Here is a 17,901-nt window from a genome sequence, read left to right as displayed (position 1 = left end):
GGATGTTCCTGACTCGTGCCCCACAGGGCCCGTATCAGTGGACGACGGATCGAAAACCTGACGTGCAAATCGATTTTGGGGGCGTGATATGGCAATTGCAGCACAAGCGGCATCGTCCAAGGGCCCCACCTCGGTCAAAGCCAGCGCGCTTCGCATCGTCCGGAGCGTCAACCCATATGCGCTCACTTATCTGGACCAAGCCAAACGCTTCAACCGCAACAAGGCAATCCATCGCCGTAAGATTATTCCCGAACTGGCTTCTGGTGAGGTTATAGGCGATGCCCAGCCGACCCGCCCGTTAGCGCTGGATGGGGGGCAGGCGGTCCCCATGGCGCTGGCCGAGGCGCCGGTGCCGCAGCTTGCTTTCCGCTACAACGCCCAGATCAGTGACGTGGGAACCTCCGATACGGCAAGCCACGTCTGCGAGCCGACGGTGGCGCAAAACGGCGATGTTATCTTCGCCACGGGCAATTGGTTCGCGTGCGTGTCTACCGACGGTGGCCAAAACTACGTCTATGTCGATCCCTACCGATCGTTTCCGGACCCCGTCGGTTCCCGGTTCTGCTGTGACCAAATAGCAATATACAGCAGCCAAGCCGACCTATTTTTCTGGCTACTTCAATATTCAGCGGATGCCAACGGTGAAAACGTCCAACGTATTGCTTATGCGTCGACGGCCGAGGTGGTCAATGGTAACTGGAGCTTCTTCGACATTTCGTCGAAGGCATTGGGATTCAAGGGCGCGTGGCTTGATTATCCCGACCTCGCGGTGAGCAGCACCTTTCTCTACATGACGACCAACGCGTTTCAAGGTCAGCAGTGGACAGGCACGGCCATCGCACGTGTCTCGCTTGCCAGCATTGTCAGCGGTTCGATCGCCGCCGAGAAGGTGATATCGAAAAAGCTATTCAATTTCCGGGTTGCGCAACAACCCGAGGGAACGGTCTATTGGGCCTCGCACGTCACAAACAGCCGCATTCAGATATTCGCTTGGCCGGATGCGTCGGCGACCGCGACGTCGTTCGGCGTCGATGTCCCTACTTTCAACTCTGATCAGCCTTACAGATCGACGACCCCGGACAACAAAGAATGGCTCGAACGGGTTGATCGCCGCATGACGGGCGGGACACAGGCCGGGCAGCAATTGTTTTTCGCCTGGACAGCCGGGGCAGGCGGCGTCAACGCGAGACCCAACCCTTACGTTCAGATCGCCTGTGTCGATGTAGCGACACGAACGCTCGTCGACAGCATCAATCTCTGGGATCCGGTCGACGCAATTGCCTGTGCAGCACTCGGCACCAACGGCCAGAATGAAGTCGGCGTGTCTTATTCGATCGGCGGACCCGGCCGCTTTCCTTCGCATGTCGTCGGCATCCTGACCAACCCCGCGATCTACAAATTGACCTTTGCCGGCCAGCGCGGCCCAAATGACCGCAAGTGGGGCGACTATTTGTGTGTTCGGCGCTGTCATCCCGACAACGCGCGCTTCATCGCGGCGGGCTACACGCTGATGAACGGCGCGGGAAACAATGATGCGACGCCCAACATCACGATATTCGAGCGATAACGCTGCGCGACCGGTGTTTCACTGGGCTGGTCAAGCACGAGGAATGGAGTGCATCACATGAGTGACAATGGCGAACGCAGTGGGCGTGCCGGAGTTCCGTCGAGCGAATCTGTCGTTGCGGAGAAGTCGTTCGCTCCTAACCGTCCGATGACTGATAGCCCGACCGCCGGTCCAGGCCCTACCTACCGCATCCTGCGGACCGTCGAAGTCGACGAATATGACCCACCGGTAAGCGCCGCCGACGTCCAGCCTTTCGGCGAGGCGCAGCCCGAAGCGAACCAGAATTTCACGGGCACGTCGCGCAAGGCGGCCAAACTATCGATATCGGACTCCGCAGTGGAGGCGTTCGACGACGTTGCCGCACTGATCGATACACTGCCTGACCACCAGTCGATGGTCGGCCATGAACCGGAGATTACCACCGCGGCGAACTCGGGGCGCGTCGACAGCGAGGATCGCAACATTCGCATTACCGCCTTCCTGTATGCGGCGAGCCACGAGAACGACAACGACTACCACCTGATTGTGGGCCGCGATCCGGCACGCGATCCGGTCTACATGACCATGGAGTTGTCTGGGTTGCCGCCAGCGACGAGTGAGCATTTTGCTCGCCTTGACGAGGCGCGACATTCGTACTCGAGCTTCTTCGGCGGCGATCTGCCCGGCACCTCGTACGATTTCTACGATCCTCCTATCCCGATCGAGGTGGAGGGCTCGCTGTTCTTCGACATGAGCCACGCAACGGGGTCGCGTCCGGGTCCGCAGTCGTTGCGTGGTGACATGCCCGTTGTTTGGGAGATTCACCCCATCGCGAGGATTGCGTTTGAGCCGTGAGCGACAAACCTTCCAAGAAGAATCGGATCTCACCCACCCTCGACGACGCCACGCAACGGCGCCGGACCGGTTTGCCCGATCCGGCTAACGTCGTCAGCGAGCGCGAGTTGCGATCGCCAAAGGGTGCGCGCTACAAGGTCATCAGGACCCGCGAACGCGATGCCTATGACAAACCCGAGGAGTCTTGACATTTTGTCGCCTATTCCGCGTCCCGGAGGTTCTCGATTTCTGTGACTTCTCGCCAGCGACTGGCGGAAGTGTTGGAAGACCTTGACGTGGCTGCCGACGATTTTCGCTTGCCCCGCCTCGTTGGACCGGCGGTCAGCCTGTTTGAGCGTCGGCACCTGCGAGACCACAGCGAACAGACGAAAGTCGACGGCTCGCGCCACGGGTGAATGGAAAGTCCCTCACGCCCGGCGGTTGCCTCCCTGCTCACATCGAGCCACGGGCGATCCCACCCAGACTGATGCCAGGTGGTGTGAGGCCGAGCAAAGAGAAGCTCTATCGTTTCCAGCCTATGTTGTTTCATAATGCCGACATTATAATAATGTGTGCCAGGTCGGACTTGCTGTGTAAACACAACAGGAGTAATCTATTTCGAATAGCCTCCAACTATGAAAAATCCTCAGCTTCCCAATGTCCGAAACGGAGTTATCATGGATTTCATAGAACGTATTTTTGGAATTTCACCTGATGGCGGCTCCGGCTCGCTTGAATTCCTACTTTTGGCGATACCGATCGCGGGTGTTCTTGTCATCCTTGGAGTATATAGAAGCCGTCGAAGCCACTGACTAGACAGCCCTGTCCGGTCTTGAGATGGCGGAGCGGATGCGACCTTGAGCCTGCGGAACATGCGCGCCGCACGGTCCGAGGTTTCGACCTCCATCGACATCAGAGACGCCATCTACCCTACGGCGGCAAAGAGCGACGTGTCAGAGCAGCAGCACGCAGGCTCGCGGTAATCGTTCATGTGCGACCGGCAGGATCACGGATATGTGCGCCAAGGCCCTTGGCGGTCGGTGAACCGGCCATGTCGATCCGGCGTAAGGTGGTACAGGCTGGCATGCTGCTTAGCGTCGGGCTTTCCGCCAGCCAGCCGCCCGCGCTTCCACTTCCGAGCAAAACCACCGTTCTCCATACTGAGGGCTAATCCTCGTCTCCCAGTAATGCTCTTGGCCGGGGACATGGTAGATGTGCTCGCCAGTGTTTATCGAGATGTTGCCTTTGATGTTGCAACCACCGGCAAGCAGTGATGACGGAGCCGGAACGTTTAGCCTCTCAAGCCATTCGGCGGGTATGAACTTCGCGACCACCTCAAGGCTGCTCGGGCTTACAGTCAGAAAAGCAGCAAGCGGCACCATGACAAGCGCGAACAGATATTGGGGTCGCCAAAAACTCCGCCGCCGCTTCTCGGCACGTTTGCGCCAGCGGTCGGCTTGGTTGGCACCCTCATGACGATGGACTTTGCCCACGCCCCTTCTCCCGATGGGAGAATGCGACGCCTAGGGCTTGGAGTCCAGATGAGGCGGCACCCGGACCATTCCGGCCAAGATCGACAGTATAATCTTTCAGCATATCAGTGGCAGTGATATTCGCCGGTCTTGTGATTGGTGTGGCAGCCATTGGCATCTGTGCCGCCGCCGTGAGCATATGCCCCTGCCGTGAAGGTCACTATTGCAACCACGAAAGCAGTGAGAAATGTTGTTTTCATAATATTGCCTCCCCAAGTATTTCGCCTAAGAAGCATTGTTGCGGCACTGGCACAAGCGCACGCAAGCGAGTTCATTCCATATCTGGAACTTCGCCACTGACAAAGAGCGTCGTGGGCGGCCCGTAGTCACCAAGCGCAGGGTCTGCGTCACGGCTCCACGCAATGACGCCGACATGACCGGCCGAAAGGCCCTTGGCCGTGCGGATCGCGCGATCTTCGCTTTGCTGGTTCGTTGGACCGTAGGCTGTGAATAGCTCGCCGTCGTCGCCTCGATCAAACGCAACAACCACAATCAGCTTCGGCTTAGCCTGAGTGGGCAGCACGTTATTCGGCATTCAAACCTCCTACAGAAACCGTTCACCTTCAGCGCGGTGTTCGAAGCAGAACCAGTGCGGCGCCTGTCGGTGCTTGGCGAATCCCCAACCGGCATCCTTGATGCATCCGGCGTGCTCGCAGACGTGGTGCTGGATTCCCGGCGGAGTGAAGTGTTCCGGCATGGCAAGTCGAATTTCGTCGCTCATAGCAGCTTGATGGGTTCGATGAGCCCCCATGATCATTGGGCTGCCTATCGATCGCGGCCGCATTGACCTCCCGTCCGACCCGATAGAATTGCAGGCTCCCGTCGATGTCGTGGCGCAAGATGTCTTTCAGGTCCCCCGCCGCCGTCTTGGGATCGAGCCAGGCGTCGTAGTAAGCGGGATCCAGAATGAGCGGTTGGCGGTCATGGATCTGATTGACGGGCGCCGCCGAAGGCTCGGTAATGATCGTGCAACTCGTGATTTCAAGGTTCGAATTGTGGGCCCAGAGGCCGGCGAATGAGAACGGTGCGTGGCCGGGCTGGAATATGAACCAGGGGTCCTTCTTGCCGTCTGCAGGCGATATCGTCCATTCATAGTAGCCGTCGGCTGGAATGAGGCAGCGCTTCGATTTGAAGGCGTCTCGAAAGGCCGGGGTCGTGTCGACACCTTCTATCCGAGCATTGAACATCGCCGCCTTGGGCATTTCCTTCGCCTAGAACGGCACCAGCCACCAGCGGCCGCTCTGAAGCCTGTGATTGCCGTCATCGCCGGCGGTGATGAACGGAACTTCGTCAGTGGGCGCGATGTTGTAGCGGGGCGCATCATTGCGCCCGATCTCAGCTGGCGCCGTCGGACGATAGAGCCGGTGGATTTCCGACCACGACAGATATCTCGTGTAGCGTCCGCACATGGTTCAGCCTTAGTTGCGAAGGATCTGCGGCACGCTGAGTGGCCCAAGCTCCAGAATTCGTTCATAGCGGCCAATCCGACGCCAGACACCACGCACCTTGCCGTTCTCCCGGTCACGCTTCGGATCGAACAGCACCCCGCCAAAGTGGTCAAGAAATGCCTGGGCGGTCGCGGCGTCAGCGAAGCAGTGCAGTCTCCAGTCTACATACTCGCCACTCGGCCAAATCGCCTGGACATGCCTGGTCTGGAACTTCATTCCGCGATCCTGACAGAACTTGCTGATCGCAGTCAGGTTCCGGTCGGTGCAGATATCGTCCGGCAGCGCGACCTGGTGTGGCCAATTCTGGTCGATGGTCGATGGCGCTGGAATGCTTCTGCTGCGCCTTACCATGCTGGCTCGAAAAAACTGTCAGCCTGAAGGCGCAGCGCCGCCAGTGTCAAAGCAATCGCGGGGTTCGCCGGTGGCTTTTTCATATAAAATCGGCCATCGAAGGTGCGCCATGCAGCCACGCTCCTATCGTCATCTTCGTCGCGCTCCGGCGCGATGATGCGAGCATCGCAAGGGGCTTGGTCGATCTCGATCGTCCAGCCCTGAAGAGACTTCTGCGTGATTGCCGCAACCTCTGCCAATTTGCCCGTGAGATATGGCACCCCAATTCAGCGGCCTCTTCCGGCGTCCCCCGCTCATTTACCCAGCCCATCACATAGCAGATGTCGATGTCGAGTTGCCGATCTGGACCGGTAGCTGCTTCGATGTTCAATGAGCTTGGGGTATAGCTGCTGTCTTCGGGCCAGGTTGCCGGGTTGGCGGTCTTCACCCTTGGTTCCGTTGGCCCCAGACATAGCGCCCAGCGACTGACAACCGGTTGTTCACGCCATCCGGCGCAACAGGCTTCGTAAGCGACGCGCTCGGCTTTTTGCCAGATATTGGCTGCAGACCTTTGGCTCTCGCTCGGCGCTTCGCTTCCTAGAAATCCTTTGATATCCCGGATGTAGACCGCAAAAGCGCCGCTCGCCGCGACTTCGGCGGCAATCCCCTCGCGATCAAAAACAACCTGGGCCGCGTCGACCCCGCGCGCGATTCCTTCGGGCTTGGCGCCCTCGATGGCTAAGCGAAGTTCCATGACTTCCTCCTGTGGCAAGCCTGCCGACAGTGAACAAAAAGAGAACACAAGAGTCAAGATGATCTTGACTGGCGAGGAATATGTTCCTTATTTCCATCCTCGATCTAGGCAAGAAGGGACCATGGCGAGGCGTCACCGCGCCGGCCGGCGAAGCTATGGGAAAAACGGCAGAGGACAATTTTCGGATCGAAGTTTGGGATCAGGAAGAAACCCAGCTCATCGAGACGATATGCCGGTCACCGGATTTCCTTATCAGCCAAACCGCCTGGCACGTCGCTATCCGGCGCCGGCCGGGAATGCTGCTGATCCACTACAATGCACGGCATGTGATGGAGAAGATGCTGACACCTGGCGACGTCAAGATTGACCCTCAGACAATCGTAGACGGCAGCGTGCACGCCGGCCTCGATGTCGCCCTCAGCGATCTGCGCGAATGGCACACGCTGCGTGCCTGGTGCAAGAACTGCTCGCATCATGCCCAGGTGAAGCCCGCCGCGCTCATCCGGCGCTACGGCAAGGGCGCGCTTTTCAGCTCAGTCGAGAGAGCGCTCTTTTGCACGAGTTGCGATCGAGGTGGTCCGGTGCGACTGGAGATCCACAAGTTGCCGCGGAACTAGTTGTCATGTCCTATTGAGCCTTGGCCTGCTTGCGCCATTCCCAAGGCGCCGTGAATGACCCTGACCATATGCCGCGCCGAGCCGCCATGGCCTCCCGCTGCGCGCGGGCATAGAAGCCAGCGCTGTATCGTTTCCAGTCCAGCGCCCAACCCTGCCTGACCATCCATTCGCCGATATCGACGCCGGCGGCCGTGCAGACAGCCACCATGCGCTTGTAGCGGTCGCGGTCAACTTCGATGCATGAAGCCAAACGGCGCGCCTTCAGGAAGTCATCCAGGGCGAGCGCAGCCTTCTGCCCGCAACGGTATTTGTTGCCGACGGCGTCTCGGCAAAGCTGATCGCTTTCCGGCGCGTCTATGCCATTGAGGCGAATGCGGGTGCCGTGAATCTCGAGGGTGTCACCATCGATTACGGAAGCCACGCCGACCAGCGGTTGGGCAGCGGCAGGGATTGCGCTCGAGAAAAGTATGAGGGCAAATGAGACTGCCAGGGCGCGCACTATCCTATTTCCGGCGGCATTGTTACACCTTCGAATGGGGTTCGGTGAGGAGTTCTTGCAGCTATTCAGAGTGTGTCTTTTTGCAGCGATTTTAGCGTTGATCGGCATTCAATCGACTTTTGCTGCAAATACTCCTTGCCGTGGACACAAAGGGGAATCTCCCCCTGCCAGGACAGCACCTTCATTTGCAACGACGGTTCAGTCAGCGCCAGCAAAAAAGAACTGCTCGGCCTATATGGGCGGGTCATCTGATCAGCCGCTCGGACTGCTTGACGGTGGGTCTGCGGACATGTCGCCGGCCAGTGAATTGGGCCAACGCAACTGCCGGCGCCGGCACTTCTGCACCGGGCCCCGCGGAGGCCATTACTGCATCACGGCCAGCGCGCGTAAGAGCTACCTGAAAAACTGAGCTAGCGCGACTTTCTCGATGCCGGTTTTGAAGGCTTCACCGGCGCCTTCCGGCCGAGCCCGCTTGACTTCGCGAGAGCCGATCGCTGGGCCGCATAGTTGGGCGCCACCATCGGGTAGTCGCTGGCCAGCCTCCACTTGGTCCGGTATTCATCGGGCGTCAGCCCGTAGTGCACGGCGAGATGGCGCTTCAGCGATTTGAACTTTTTCCCATCCTCAAGGCAGATGATGTGGTCGGGGAAGACCGATCGCTTCGGATTTACCGCTGGAAGCTGAACCGGCTCTTCCGAAACAGCTGGCTGCCCGATCTTCGAAAGCGACGAATTCACGATCGCGATGAGTTCCGGGAGTGATGCAACCGGGACTGCGTTTTTGCTGACATAGGCAGACACGATATCTGCGGTGAGTTCGATCAGATAGTCTCGGCTGCTCTCAATCTCTTCCGGCATGCACAAACTCCTTTTCCTGTGACAATATAAAATTTCATGACCGGCCTTTGTGGAACTTCCAGCCGCAAGGAGCGAAGGTCTTCCAACCAAGGATAATATTGCTTCGCATTAGGTGATTGAATTCGACGATGCAACTAGTACTCAGCGTCTTGGAAATGTGCACGCGATGAAAAATCGGCACCCGACGCGACAGCTAGGGGCATGGCCATCTCTTTCGTCTCGACGGTGGCCACCGGCACTGTCTTTCCCGCATCGCGGATTTCCGCGAGTGTGCCGGCCGTCGGAACCTCCCAGCCAACGCATAGGCCGGCGACATCTGGATTGGCTTGCTGCACGCCAGCGGTCGCAGCCTCAAAGCATGCGACATTGTTCACTGCCTAGCCGAAACCGCATCCATGGCCGCTGTAACAAGCGGGCCACCGCAGACGGGGACAGTCGGTCCCGCGTCCCGTCCTTCGGCCGGCGCTATGCTGACGTTCCTACGGCTGTCCTGTTAACCGCCCACGCCGGAGGCGAATTTCCTTCGTCCTGCGCGCGACAATGTCCACTCCGCGGACGCGTACAGGACTACGGTTTATACGCCGTTTTTCCTTCTAGGGCGCTGGCGGTGGCCAGCGCTCAGACCAACAGTCAAAGACGCCTTCCGCCACGACACGCCTGACATCGTGAGTCCTTATCCGCGACAGGTTGGCCCAAACAGCAAAAACCCGCTGGGATGGCGGGTTGCTAGAGGGTGCGCTTCGACCGGTCAGACCAACAATGCCCCCCAAGAACGATGAGATCAATCCCGCGAGCTAATGATCACTAGACGCCGACCCCCTCTTGTCGGCCCGGGGCCGATGGGCTGATCCGGAGAAATGAGCACTGCCCGCTTTGGTGTACATCGGACCTCGTCATCTGGCTTGTACGGCGCAATTTTCGTCGACGGGACTTTTTGCTTCGATTTACTCGATGTCGCTTTTGACTTGGCGAGAGCTGATCGCTGGGCCGCACAGTTGGACGACTGCAACGAGATGGGCAACTGGAAGCGCTCTCATTGGCCGGGCGCGCTCGTCGAGGTCATCGCTTTGCGACGCCAGAGTGAGAGGGCTGCGGCCTTCGCCGTGACGGATTGAAAGTCGAGAGAGAGGCTCTCGGCGATCCGTCGTGGAGATCAGCCATGAGCAGTGTTGAAGTTCTGGACGCGGTGCGTGACGAACGCGGCGGCTACAAAGTCGATATCGGTCGGGGACAGAGGATTGGCCGGGTGTCGTCGGAATGGTTTTCCCGCCCCGACGACGAGAAGTTCCTTTCCTTGTCGGATCTGTTTACGTCGGTGCAGACTCGCAGCGAACACAGCACGACACGGACAGTGGAGAGTGCTGCGGTTCGTGTCGAAGCCAGCCGCGATAACGCCAAGCGCCTGTCGCTTGTTCTGCCCGGCAAGGCCGACCCGCTCTCACCGACCCACTGGAGCTTTGGGCAACTTGCAGGCCTAGTTGGTGCGCCAGCGACGTACCTTCGCCAACTGCCCGCACCGCTTGCCGGCATCAACCTGCAATACGGCCTGGCCTCGCACCGCGCCGAGCAGATCAAGACGCTTGAGACAGACAATGGACGCGTGGAACTGCGCGCCGTTACTGGTCCAGACTACGGCCGGATATACGACCACGAGTTGGTCGCAGCGGTCCAGCGGATTGCGGGCAACGGCACCGGCGACACACGATGGAAAGTGCCTGGCGTGCTGGATTGGTCGACCGGCATCTACAATCCGCGTGTCGATATGACCAAGAACACAACCACTCTTTACGCTAGCGACCGTGATGTCTTTCTGTTCCTCGTCGATGACCTCAATCCAATCGAGGCAGGCCGATTGTCCGACGGTTCGCCGGATCTCTACTTCCGCGGTTTCTACTGCTGGAACTCTGAGGTCGGCGCCAAAACCCTCGGCATGGCCTCCTTCTATCTCCGGGCTGTTTGCCAGAACCGCAATCTGTGGGGCGTCGAAGATTTCGAGGAGATTACGATCCGCCACTCGAAATATGCGGCCTCGCGTTTCGCCCATGAGGCGGCTCCGGCGCTGAAACGGTTCGCGGACTCGAGCGCAGCGCCGTTCGTCAACGGCATCAGGGCGGCTCGGGAGCGCATCGTCGCCCGTTCGGACGACGAGCGCACCGAATTCCTGCGCAAGCGCGGTTTCGGCAAGGCTGAAAGCACGAAGATCATTGACACGGTGCTTGGCGAGGAAGGGCGCAAGCCGGAGAGCGTTTTCGACTTCGTCCAAGGCATCACCGCGGTCGCGCGCGACAAGACACATCAGGATGCACGCCTCGACCTCGAAGCCAAGGCAAAGAAACTGCTCGATCGCACGGCCTGAAAGCGATTAACGCCGTTCCGGTTCTGGACCTTTCCTGCTGTCTGGTTCTGTGGCTCGCCTCTCAGAGTGAGAGGTGGGCCCGTAGCTTCATGACGGGTTGGAGGTCGAGAGAGAGGCTTTCGGCCGCCCGTCGCGGAGTGCACCGCAATGGCTACTGCTGCGAAGAAAATCACCCTGTCGTCGTCGCGCGACATCCCTTTCAATCAACTCGTCATCTCTCAGGCAAACGTTCGGCGGATCAAGGCCGGCGTATCGATCGAGGATTTGGCGGAGGACATTGCCCGGCGAACGCTTCTACAGAGCATTACCGTCAGGCCCGTGCGCGATGCCGACGGCAACGAGACCGGCATGTTCGAAATCCCGGCCGGCGGGCGCCGCTATCGCGCTCTCGAACTCCTTGTAAAGCAGAAGCGCCTTGCCAAGAATGCGCCCGTGCCCTGCGTCATTCGCGAAGGCGGTTTGGCTGAGGAAGACTCGCTTGCTGAAAACATCCAGCGCGCGCCGCTTCATCCGCTCGACCAGTTTCGAGCCTTCATGACTTTCCGCGAGAAGGGCATGTCTGAAGAGGAAATCGCCGCCAACCAATTCGTCTCGGTGACGGTGGTGAAGCAACGGCTCCGCCTGGCTACGGTCTCGCCCAAATTGCTCGATGTTTATGCTGACGATGGCATGACCCTCGATCAACTCATGGCGTTCACGGTCAATGGTGACCATGAACGGCAGGAGCAGGTCTTCGAACGTCTCACGCAAAGCTACAACAAGGAACCGCACGTCATCCGCCGCATGCTGACTGAAACCGCCGTCCGCGTTGCTGACAAGCGTGCACAATTCATCGGCCTCGACGCCTATGCCGAGGCTGGTGGCGCCATCATGCGTGACCTGTTCCAGAGCGACGACGGCGGTTGGCTGCAGGATGTCGGTCTCCTGGAGACGCTGGTTGCGGAAAAGCTCCGGCTGCAGTCAGAGGCAATCTCCCCCGAAGGCTGGAAATGGATCGAGGTCGCTCCGGATTTTCCCTACGGCCATACCTATGGCCTGCGCCGTCTCCGTGGCGAGCAGCCCACGCTCACCGAGCAGGACCAGGTCACGCGCGCCGCTCTCCAGGCAGAGTTGGAGGACCTGGAACAGGCCTTCACCGACGCCGATGACCTGCCCGAAGAGGTCGACGCACGGCTCGGCGAGATCGAAACCGCGATCAGCGCGCTTGACGACAGGCCGGAGGTTTTCGATCCCGAGGAAATCGAACGCGCCGGCGCCTTCGTCAGCATCGACCCAACGGGCACCCTGAAGGTCGAGCGTGGATATGTTCGCCCAGAAGACGAGCGTCCAGTTGAAACGAGTGCCCATGGCGCAAACGAGGCTGGTGCTATCGAGGCACATACGGAACACGATGCAGAGCGTTCGAATTCAGAGATCGACGCTGCGGTCGACGCCGAAGAGGAAGATGGCCTGAAGCCGATCCCGGACCGCTTAATGACCGAACTGACTGCCCATCGGACACTTGCCTTGCGCCAGGCGCTCGGTGAGCGGCCTGAAGTCGCCTTTCTCGCAGCACTCCATGCCCTCACGCTTCGTGCCTTCTATAGCTATGGCTCCGATACGTGCCTCGAGCTCGATCTGAAAATCGTCAGCTTCGGGGCACAGGCCCCGGGGTTGAACGGCAGCGGCCTGGCGACGGCAGTCGATGATCGTCACCAGGCCTGGGTGGCGGCACTTCCAAAGGAGCCTGGAGATCTGTGGAATGCCTTGCAGGCCTTCGACAGCGACAGTCGCCAGACCCTGTTTGCGCATTGCGTGTCGCTGTCGGTGAACGCGATTTACGAGGCGTACAATCGTCGACCGCGTGCACTTACCAATGCCGACCAGCTCGCGCAGGCCGTCGATCTCGACATGGTGGCGGCCGGCTGGGCACCGACGGTCGACACCTATCTCGGGCGCGTCACCAAGGCTCGTATCCTCGCCTGCGTTCGCGAAGCAAAGGGCACTCGTGCCGGCGACCGGATCGAGCATCTGAAGAAGGGCGACATGGCTGAGAAGGCGCAGGAGTTGCTCGCGGATTCCGGATGGTTGCCGGAGCCGCTTCGCACGCCAGGTCGCTCAGTCGAGGCGGTTGATGAAACCGCGTCGATCGCGAGCGACCGCTCCATCGACGAGCAGGTCGCGGACATGGCGGTGGGCGGCGACGAACCGGCTATGGCGGAAACCGAGCTGCGGACCGAAGCTGATGCAGCCGAGATCCAGACGGATGCGGTCGCGGCTGAATAGCCAAAGGAGCAACCCATAGACCCGAGGGCCCGTCGGCAACGGCGGGCCCGTTTTTGTTTGGGAGTCCGCAATGCACCCAGTCACGGAACTTGCGCGACGGCTGGCTGCCCAGGCCGAGGCGGTGTGCCGCCACTATCTTTCGAATGGCCACCGCGCGGGTCGCTACTGGCTTGTTGGCGATGTCCGCAACGCACCCGGCCGGTCGATGTTCGTGCGGCTGTACGGCAGCGAATCTGGCAAAGGTGCGGCCGGCAAATGGACCGATGCCGCCACCGGCGAGCATGGCGATCTTCTCGACGTCATCCGCGAGAGCTACGGCCTCATCGACTTCAAGGACGTTGTCGACGAAGCACGGACATTCCTCGGCGTGACGCATCCCGAGCCGAAAAGGATTTCGCTCCGCCCGAAATCGACCCCCGCACCATTGGGATCACCAGAGGCAGCGCGTCGACTGGTGGCGATGGCGCAGCCCATTTCGGGCACCATCGTAGAGATCTATCTTCGCAATCGCGGGATCACGGCTTTGGACGGAACCGACAGCCTGCGATTTCATCCGTATTGCTACTATCGCCCCGACATGCATTCGCCGACCGAGGCCTGGCCCGCGATGATTGCGTCCGTCACCGATCGCAATGGCCGTCAGACGGGCGCGCACCGCACCTGGCTCAACCCTTCGGGTACGGATAAGGCGCCGATCGATACGCCGAGGCGCGCTATGGGCGACCTTCTTGGACACGCGGTCTCCTTTGGGCGGCCGAGCGATGTCATGGCCGCCGGCGAGGGCATCGAGACGGTTCTGTCGGCGCGATGCGCCATGCCCACCATGGCCATGGCTGCCGCACTCTCGGCAGCCCATCTGTCGGCATTCCTGTTTCCGACCTCGGTGAGGAGACTCTACATCGTGCGTGACAACGATCCGGCCGGTGATGGCGCGTGCGACACCTTGATCGAACGGGCGAATGCCGACGGGATCGAGGTGATCGTGTTGTCGCCGATACTCGGGGACTTCAACGAGGATCTCCGCGTGTTCGGCGTCGAAGCTCTTCAGGCAAACCTCCGGGTTCAACTCGCCCCGCAGGATGTGGTCCGCTTCATATCGCCGGCAGCATGATCCGGAACAGGCAAGTGGGGTGTCGGTCGGCTCTCGTTGGCCATCGCTCAGATGCCCCAAATTCGGGAGAGAGCCGCGCTCCGGCCCTCCAGAGGGCGATCGGCCGGCAAACGGTCCGGACCGGCAATGTCTACGGCCGACTATTTTCCGGCGCGCTCGTGGGCGAGCGCTTTCCATCGCGAGGCAAAATAGCCGGCCTGCGCCATCCTCCGCTGTACTCCGGCCCTTCGCTTCGCCGCGGGTGCAGGTCCGGCCCGCTCACCGGCTTTCGTCGCCATGAAGGCCGCGTGGGTCGCGGTCAATCCGACGGAGCATCCCATGGATGAGCATGACGACACCGAACCCCATCACGCCTCTTCTCCCACGGACCATCTCCTCACCGAACTGCAACTCTATGGGCACCGTCACTTCGTGGACGAACCGGACCCCAGACCACTTCCTGATGGCCACAGAGTGGCCGATGCCATCGCCGATATCTTCGACGCACTGATCGCGACCTTGGACGACACACGCCTTCAGCCCGACCTCGAGGATCTCCTCTGGTCGACCGTCAATGTCTTCCACCGCGCTACCGACCGCATCGGCCGTGAACTGGACGACAATGAGCAGGCCCAGCGCCGCAGCCAGCGTGAGCAGGACGGCAGCGAGGTCAAGTCGGTCGAGTTGGAACGCCTGACGGCCGAAGGCCAGACGCTGATCGAACGCCAGAACGCGTTCGAGCTGATGCGCGACCAAGCCGCTGAGCACTATGAGCGCCATACCGGGTCAAGCTGGAAACCGCGCAGCGGATCGATGATCAACCGCAAGGCAATGACCTCGGCCATGATCGACAGTCGTGATTTTCTGGCTGCGCAAAAACGTGCCTCGCAGGATGTGCTCCTGCCACCCGGCCCGAAGATCGCCTTCACCGGTGGGCTCGACTTCAATGATCATAGCCTGATCTGGGCAAAGCTCGATCAGGTTCTCGCCAAACACCCCGACATGGTGTTGCTGCACGGCAAGTCGCCGAAAGGCGCCGAGAAAATCGCCTCCCGCTGGGCGGATCATCGCAAAGTCCCGCAGATCGGTTTCGCACCCGACTGGACGAAATACGCCAAAGCCGCCCCGTTCAAGCGTAACGACGCCATGCTGGATGTGCTTCCGATCGGGGTCATCGTCTTTCCGGGTACGGGCATCCAGGACAATCTCGCAGACAAAGCCAAAAAGCTCGGGATACCGGTTTTTGACTTCCGCCCGAAAGGAGGCGGCGCGTGAGCGTCGTCATCCCATATCGATCGCCAAGAATGTCAGGCTGCTGCGCCATCAACTCGCGTCGTAGAGCGGGCGATTGGGCAGCGTCCGGCGCCAATGCCGGCGATCGCTGGGAGATCTCCGAATTCATCCAGTGGCGTTCGCTCGATGAGTCCATCACTCCCGCTACGACGCCTCGAAAGCCTCGTTTGCGTTACGGTAGGTGGAATCTCGCAGCCAACTCTTGCCTTCCGACGTGGACGACCTGGACGGCTCGAATCCTACGCAGTGACACCGTTGAAAGACATTTCCAGCACCTGGCTTAAGCGGAGACCATCCCCCGCTTCCATTGCGCTCATCCTTGGTCCGTCCGAGTGCCTGGCGCCATCAACCCGTAAAGGGTCGGCTATGCAAGCATGCCGCCGCTTCGGCTTTGCCTGCGCGCTGATCGCGGCTCTCGAGCGGACGCATCGGGCGCCTGTCGCGCGGGGGATGGTCTCCCGCCTCCAAGACAGGAGCTGGAAAGATGTCCCTCAACGATGCAGTCGCCTTCGCCAACAGCCTCGCCACCACCCTCATGATCACGATCATCATCTTCAAGGCCGGCGATGGCACCCATTCCGTCAGCCCAATCAACGAGTTTGATGGTGATGCCGAGGTCGTGGCGGAAATCGATCCCTTCGCTCCTTGACTGGCGTCATTCCGTCCAGAAATCTCTCGTGCCGAACACGAGATGCTCAACCGGTGCCGAACATGCCGACGGCCATTCCGGCCAGGGCCAGATAGGCGATCGAAGCGATCAAGGCGACGAGCGAAGGACTGGCTTTGGACAATGCCTCTACGAGGTCCTTGATCACCGTAAAGAAACCGGAGACGTTGGGGAGCGCCTGTGGTGAGGGAGCGTCTTGGCGAATCGCCCTAAGTTGCGCGATGAGCTGCGCGACGGCCGTCACCAGATAGAGGGCGAATGAAGCGATTGAGAAGTAGAGCGCCCATGTCGCAATCGTGTCTTTCATAAGTCACCTTTGCTTTCTGTGTCGATCATTGTGTTTGGACAGGAGCGGTCTCCTGCAGATTGCCGCTCTACATCTGCTGGCTGACGGGAGAAACAGCAGGCTTTCGGGGCCTGCCCGTCAGCGGGCGAAAAGGATCTCCGATGGCCCGGCGAGATCCCCGCCACTGTTACGGAGCGCATCAAGCGGCCCCAGATCTGAAGGGTCCGACGGGAAGACGAGTTTTGGCACATCCGTGGTTTGATCCGCCATCCCCGGGTAACTTCGGATAACCCAGGCCCGAAAATTCTGGACGCCAATTGCCACCTGCAAAGAATAGTCAAGGGCCTGGGTGCCACCGACAAAAGACGCCTTGCCGAGATTGGCGAAATACTTCTGGACAGCACTGTCATTGTCGGGATCGGGCGGGCCGGGTTTAAGAAGGCCGACTGTCTGTTCGGCCAGCGTGTCCTTCAGTATGGCGCGGCCCCAATCGAGCGCCTGGCCGTGACAGGCGATACAGGTCGATCGTGGATTGTCCACCGGACCGTTCAGGCGTCCGAACAGTCCAAGATTGTGGCGCGGCAGGGCAAAGAATTTCTCCGAGACCCGCGGGTTGACCCACGATTGGCTGACGCGTTGGCCTGCCTGCTCATACTGGAACGCCGTCAAAGTCGGATCGTTGCCCCAACTCAGTCCAACGGGCGTGAGCCGCTCATAAGGTGTGACGCCCGGCGTGGCGGCATCGTAGAGGAAGGTTCCGAACACCCAGCCCGACAGACCGTTGCGACGGTCGTCCTTTACCGCGACATCGACTTGCAGGAGGCGCATGGTTGCGATCTGCCCCTCCTTGCCGATCGCGGCCTTCCATTCGAGCGAGCCGGCCAGATACGGCACGTCGGCCGGCGTCGCGGTGGTGAAGAGCAGCTTGATCGCGAAGCTGCCGTCAACAAAGGCGAAGTCCTTGGTCTTGGGAAAGGCCGGATCTTTCCAGAGCAGCGCCAGCCGGGCACAACCGGGCGCATTGTAAAATCCGACCGCCCAGTTCTCGCTGGATTGCTTTTGAAGCGCATGCAACTCGAACGGCCGCGAGCCGCGCTCCTTGGTCATGCCGCGAAGCCGCTCGCGTAGATCCTGGAACCACGGCGCGAGACACCAGCGGTTCTCCTTGTCGTCTTCGATGCGCCAGTCGAGCGCGACGTTGTCTTTCAGCCCATACGCGAGCAACGTGCGTAGATAGCGCTCGGGCTCTTTGGTGGGATCGATGTCCTTCCAGGGATATGTCTGGGCCGGATAGGCCGCGAGCGATCCCAGTTTGAGCGAAAACTCCCGCTCGCCCGACCCGGCCTCAAGCGGGTGCGTGCTGGCGCATTCGTACTTAACGCGCGCGGCTTCGCCAAACGGCATACCTTCCGTGTCACACCGCTTGTTGCCCGGCAATTGCGCCGGACTTGTCGACAACAAGCATGCAAAGAAGATGCTGGTCAGGGAGAGAAAAAGTGCGCGGTTGCCCATCACCGACCTCAGAGG

20 protein-coding genes and 1 pseudogene are annotated in these 17,901 nt (G+C 60.2%); 11 read left to right on the top strand and 10 right to left on the bottom strand.

Translation table 11 applies throughout. The annotated features are described in order from the left end of the window. Window positions 1–88 precede the first annotated feature (88 nt). Genes NKI31_RS12680 through NKI31_RS12670 form a run of 3 tightly spaced genes read left to right on the top strand, consistent with a single transcriptional unit; the run spans window position 89 to window position 2,589 of the window. The gene (locus tag NKI31_RS12680) at window positions 89–1,567 is read left to right on the top strand and encodes a hypothetical protein (RefSeq protein WP_352651727.1); all 1,479 of its coding nucleotides are present in this window, start codon (window positions 89–91) and stop codon (window positions 1,565–1,567) included. 57 nt (window positions 1,568–1,624) lie between these two features. Continuing rightward, on the top strand, window positions 1,625–2,401 hold the full coding sequence (locus NKI31_RS12675) for a hypothetical protein (RefSeq protein WP_352651726.1): 777 nt from the start codon (window positions 1,625–1,627) through the stop codon (window positions 2,399–2,401). Further along, the gene (locus NKI31_RS12670; RefSeq protein ID WP_352651725.1) at window positions 2,398–2,589 is read left to right on the top strand and encodes a hypothetical protein; all 192 of its coding nucleotides are present in this window, start codon (window positions 2,398–2,400) and stop codon (window positions 2,587–2,589) included. Before NKI31_RS12675 ends, NKI31_RS12670 begins: the two co-directional genes overlap by 4 nt. 882 nt (window positions 2,590–3,471) lie before the next feature. On the opposite strand, the gene NKI31_RS12665 is transcribed toward NKI31_RS12670, so the two are convergent. From NKI31_RS12665 to NKI31_RS12640, 6 genes and pseudogenes are all read right to left on the bottom strand, one after another. Continuing rightward, entirely contained in the window at window positions 3,472–3,873 is a 402-nt protein-coding gene (locus NKI31_RS12665; protein ID WP_352651724.1) for a sunset domain-containing protein, read from the bottom strand. A 104-nt stretch (window positions 3,874–3,977) separates the two neighbouring features. Further along, on the bottom strand, window positions 3,978–4,112 hold the full coding sequence (locus NKI31_RS12660; RefSeq protein ID WP_352651723.1) for a YHYH domain-containing protein: 135 nt from the start codon (window positions 4,110–4,112) through the stop codon (window positions 3,978–3,980). Window positions 4,113–4,183: 71 nt separating this feature from the next. Beyond that, window positions 4,184–4,447 (bottom strand): hypothetical protein, encoded by a 264-nt coding sequence (locus tag NKI31_RS12655; protein WP_352651722.1) that lies wholly within the window; start codon window positions 4,445–4,447, stop codon window positions 4,184–4,186. 28 nt (window positions 4,448–4,475) lie between these two features. After that, window positions 4,476–5,321, bottom strand: a pseudogene (locus tag NKI31_RS12650) (SOS response-associated peptidase). 9 nt (window positions 5,322–5,330) lie between these two features. Next, window positions 5,331–5,711 carry a hypothetical protein gene (locus NKI31_RS12645; RefSeq protein ID WP_352651721.1) on the bottom strand — a complete coding sequence of 127 codons (381 nt, stop codon included), beginning with the start codon at window positions 5,709–5,711 and terminating at the stop codon, window positions 5,331–5,333. Window positions 5,712–5,790: 79 nt separating this feature from the next. Next, complete coding sequence (locus NKI31_RS12640) at window positions 5,791–6,444, bottom strand: hypothetical protein (RefSeq protein ID WP_352651720.1); 654 nt, start codon at window positions 6,442–6,444, stop codon at window positions 5,791–5,793. An 80-nt stretch (window positions 6,445–6,524) separates the two neighbouring features. Here NKI31_RS12640 and NKI31_RS12635 point away from each other — a divergent pair, with 80 nt between their 5' ends. Next, window positions 6,525–7,061, top strand: a complete 537-nt coding sequence (locus NKI31_RS12635; RefSeq protein WP_352651719.1) for a hypothetical protein — start codon at window positions 6,525–6,527, stop codon at window positions 7,059–7,061. Window positions 7,062–7,071: 10 nt separating this feature from the next. On the opposite strand, the gene NKI31_RS12630 is transcribed toward NKI31_RS12635, so the two are convergent. Continuing rightward, complete coding sequence (locus NKI31_RS12630) at window positions 7,072–7,560, bottom strand: thermonuclease family protein (protein WP_352651718.1); 489 nt, start codon at window positions 7,558–7,560, stop codon at window positions 7,072–7,074. A gap of 72 nt (window positions 7,561–7,632) precedes the next feature. On the opposite strand from NKI31_RS12630, the gene NKI31_RS31855 reads away from it, so the two are divergent. After that, complete coding sequence (locus NKI31_RS31855; protein WP_502899126.1) at window positions 7,633–7,812, top strand: YdcA family protein; 180 nt, start codon at window positions 7,633–7,635, stop codon at window positions 7,810–7,812. Window positions 7,813–7,970: 158 nt separating this feature from the next. Here NKI31_RS31855 and NKI31_RS12625 read toward each other — a convergent pair whose 3' ends face one another. After that, window positions 7,971–8,417 carry a Ros/MucR family transcriptional regulator gene (locus NKI31_RS12625; protein WP_352651717.1) on the bottom strand — a complete coding sequence of 149 codons (447 nt, stop codon included), beginning with the start codon at window positions 8,415–8,417 and terminating at the stop codon, window positions 7,971–7,973. Window positions 8,418–9,274: 857 nt separating this feature from the next. Here NKI31_RS12625 and NKI31_RS12620 point away from each other — a divergent pair. The 6 genes from NKI31_RS12620 to NKI31_RS12595 all read left to right on the top strand — a co-directional run bounded on the left by NKI31_RS12620 (window position 9,275) and on the right by NKI31_RS12595 (window position 16,070). Then, window positions 9,275–9,532 carry a hypothetical protein gene (locus NKI31_RS12620; protein ID WP_352651716.1) on the top strand — a complete coding sequence of 86 codons (258 nt, stop codon included), beginning with the start codon at window positions 9,275–9,277 and terminating at the stop codon, window positions 9,530–9,532. 44 nt (window positions 9,533–9,576) lie between these two features. Beyond that, a complete protein-coding gene (locus tag NKI31_RS12615) occupies window positions 9,577–10,773 on the top strand; it encodes a DUF932 domain-containing protein (protein WP_352651715.1) in 1,197 nt (398 codons plus the stop codon). A 147-nt stretch (window positions 10,774–10,920) separates the two neighbouring features. Next, on the top strand, window positions 10,921–13,038 hold the full coding sequence (locus NKI31_RS12610; RefSeq protein ID WP_352651714.1) for a ParB/RepB/Spo0J family partition protein: 2,118 nt from the start codon (window positions 10,921–10,923) through the stop codon (window positions 13,036–13,038). 70 nt (window positions 13,039–13,108) lie between these two features. Then, the gene (locus tag NKI31_RS12605) at window positions 13,109–14,149 is read left to right on the top strand and encodes a DUF7146 domain-containing protein (RefSeq protein ID WP_352651713.1); all 1,041 of its coding nucleotides are present in this window, start codon (window positions 13,109–13,111) and stop codon (window positions 14,147–14,149) included. A gap of 318 nt (window positions 14,150–14,467) precedes the next feature. Continuing rightward, window positions 14,468–15,403: a DUF2493 domain-containing protein gene (locus NKI31_RS12600; RefSeq protein ID WP_352651712.1), complete on the top strand. Its 936-nt coding sequence runs from the start codon at window positions 14,468–14,470 to the stop codon at window positions 15,401–15,403. Window positions 15,404–15,905: 502 nt separating this feature from the next. Next, the gene (locus NKI31_RS12595) at window positions 15,906–16,070 is read left to right on the top strand and encodes a hypothetical protein (RefSeq protein ID WP_352651711.1); all 165 of its coding nucleotides are present in this window, start codon (window positions 15,906–15,908) and stop codon (window positions 16,068–16,070) included. 46 nt (window positions 16,071–16,116) lie between these two features. Here NKI31_RS12595 and NKI31_RS12590 read toward each other — a convergent pair whose 3' ends face one another. Both NKI31_RS12590 and NKI31_RS12585 read right to left on the bottom strand, forming a co-directional pair. After that, complete coding sequence (locus NKI31_RS12590) at window positions 16,117–16,395, bottom strand: hypothetical protein (RefSeq protein ID WP_352651710.1); 279 nt, start codon at window positions 16,393–16,395, stop codon at window positions 16,117–16,119. Between the two features lie 117 nt (window positions 16,396–16,512). Next, window positions 16,513–17,886, bottom strand: a complete 1,374-nt coding sequence (locus tag NKI31_RS12585; protein WP_352651709.1) for a hypothetical protein — start codon at window positions 17,884–17,886, stop codon at window positions 16,513–16,515. Between the last annotated feature and the right edge of the window lie 15 nt (window positions 17,887–17,901).

The organism is Mesorhizobium sp. M0659 (assembly GCF_040320605.1).
Lineage (GTDB): Bacteria > Pseudomonadota > Alphaproteobacteria > Rhizobiales > Rhizobiaceae > Mesorhizobium.
Note: the sequence above shows the minus strand (reverse complement) of the source record. Positions and strands in the feature narration are given on the sequence as shown.

What these genes read in the sequence shown, in the direction of transcription:
- NKI31_RS12645 (WP_352651721.1), bottom strand. Translation starts at nt 5,711, where the DNA reads ATGGTAAGGCGCAGCAGAAGCATTCCAGCGCCATCGACCATCGACCAG.
- NKI31_RS12640 (WP_352651720.1), bottom strand. Translation starts at nt 6,444, where the DNA reads ATGGAACTTCGCTTAGCCATCGAGGGCGCCAAGCCCGAAGGAATCGCG.
- NKI31_RS12655 (WP_352651722.1), bottom strand. Translation starts at nt 4,447, where the DNA reads ATGCCGAATAACGTGCTGCCCACTCAGGCTAAGCCGAAGCTGATTGTG.
- NKI31_RS12595 (WP_352651711.1), top strand. Translation starts at nt 15,906, where the DNA reads ATGTCCCTCAACGATGCAGTCGCCTTCGCCAACAGCCTCGCCACCACC.
- NKI31_RS12600 (WP_352651712.1), top strand. Translation starts at nt 14,468, where the DNA reads ATGGATGAGCATGACGACACCGAACCCCATCACGCCTCTTCTCCCACG.
- NKI31_RS12680 (WP_352651727.1), top strand. Translation starts at nt 89, where the DNA reads ATGGCAATTGCAGCACAAGCGGCATCGTCCAAGGGCCCCACCTCGGTC.
- NKI31_RS12675 (WP_352651726.1), top strand. Translation starts at nt 1,625, where the DNA reads ATGAGTGACAATGGCGAACGCAGTGGGCGTGCCGGAGTTCCGTCGAGC.
- NKI31_RS12620 (WP_352651716.1), top strand. Translation starts at nt 9,275, where the DNA reads ATGAGCACTGCCCGCTTTGGTGTACATCGGACCTCGTCATCTGGCTTG.
- NKI31_RS12615 (WP_352651715.1), top strand. Translation starts at nt 9,577, where the DNA reads ATGAGCAGTGTTGAAGTTCTGGACGCGGTGCGTGACGAACGCGGCGGC.
- NKI31_RS12605 (WP_352651713.1), top strand. Translation starts at nt 13,109, where the DNA reads ATGCACCCAGTCACGGAACTTGCGCGACGGCTGGCTGCCCAGGCCGAG.
- NKI31_RS12635 (WP_352651719.1), top strand. Translation starts at nt 6,525, where the DNA reads ATGTTCCTTATTTCCATCCTCGATCTAGGCAAGAAGGGACCATGGCGA.
- NKI31_RS12625 (WP_352651717.1), bottom strand. Translation starts at nt 8,417, where the DNA reads ATGCCGGAAGAGATTGAGAGCAGCCGAGACTATCTGATCGAACTCACC.
- NKI31_RS12585 (WP_352651709.1), bottom strand. Translation starts at nt 17,886, where the DNA reads ATGGGCAACCGCGCACTTTTTCTCTCCCTGACCAGCATCTTCTTTGCA.
- NKI31_RS12590 (WP_352651710.1), bottom strand. Translation starts at nt 16,395, where the DNA reads ATGAAAGACACGATTGCGACATGGGCGCTCTACTTCTCAATCGCTTCA.
- NKI31_RS12610 (WP_352651714.1), top strand. Translation starts at nt 10,921, where the DNA reads ATGGCTACTGCTGCGAAGAAAATCACCCTGTCGTCGTCGCGCGACATC.
- NKI31_RS12660 (WP_352651723.1), bottom strand. Translation starts at nt 4,112, where the DNA reads ATGAAAACAACATTTCTCACTGCTTTCGTGGTTGCAATAGTGACCTTC.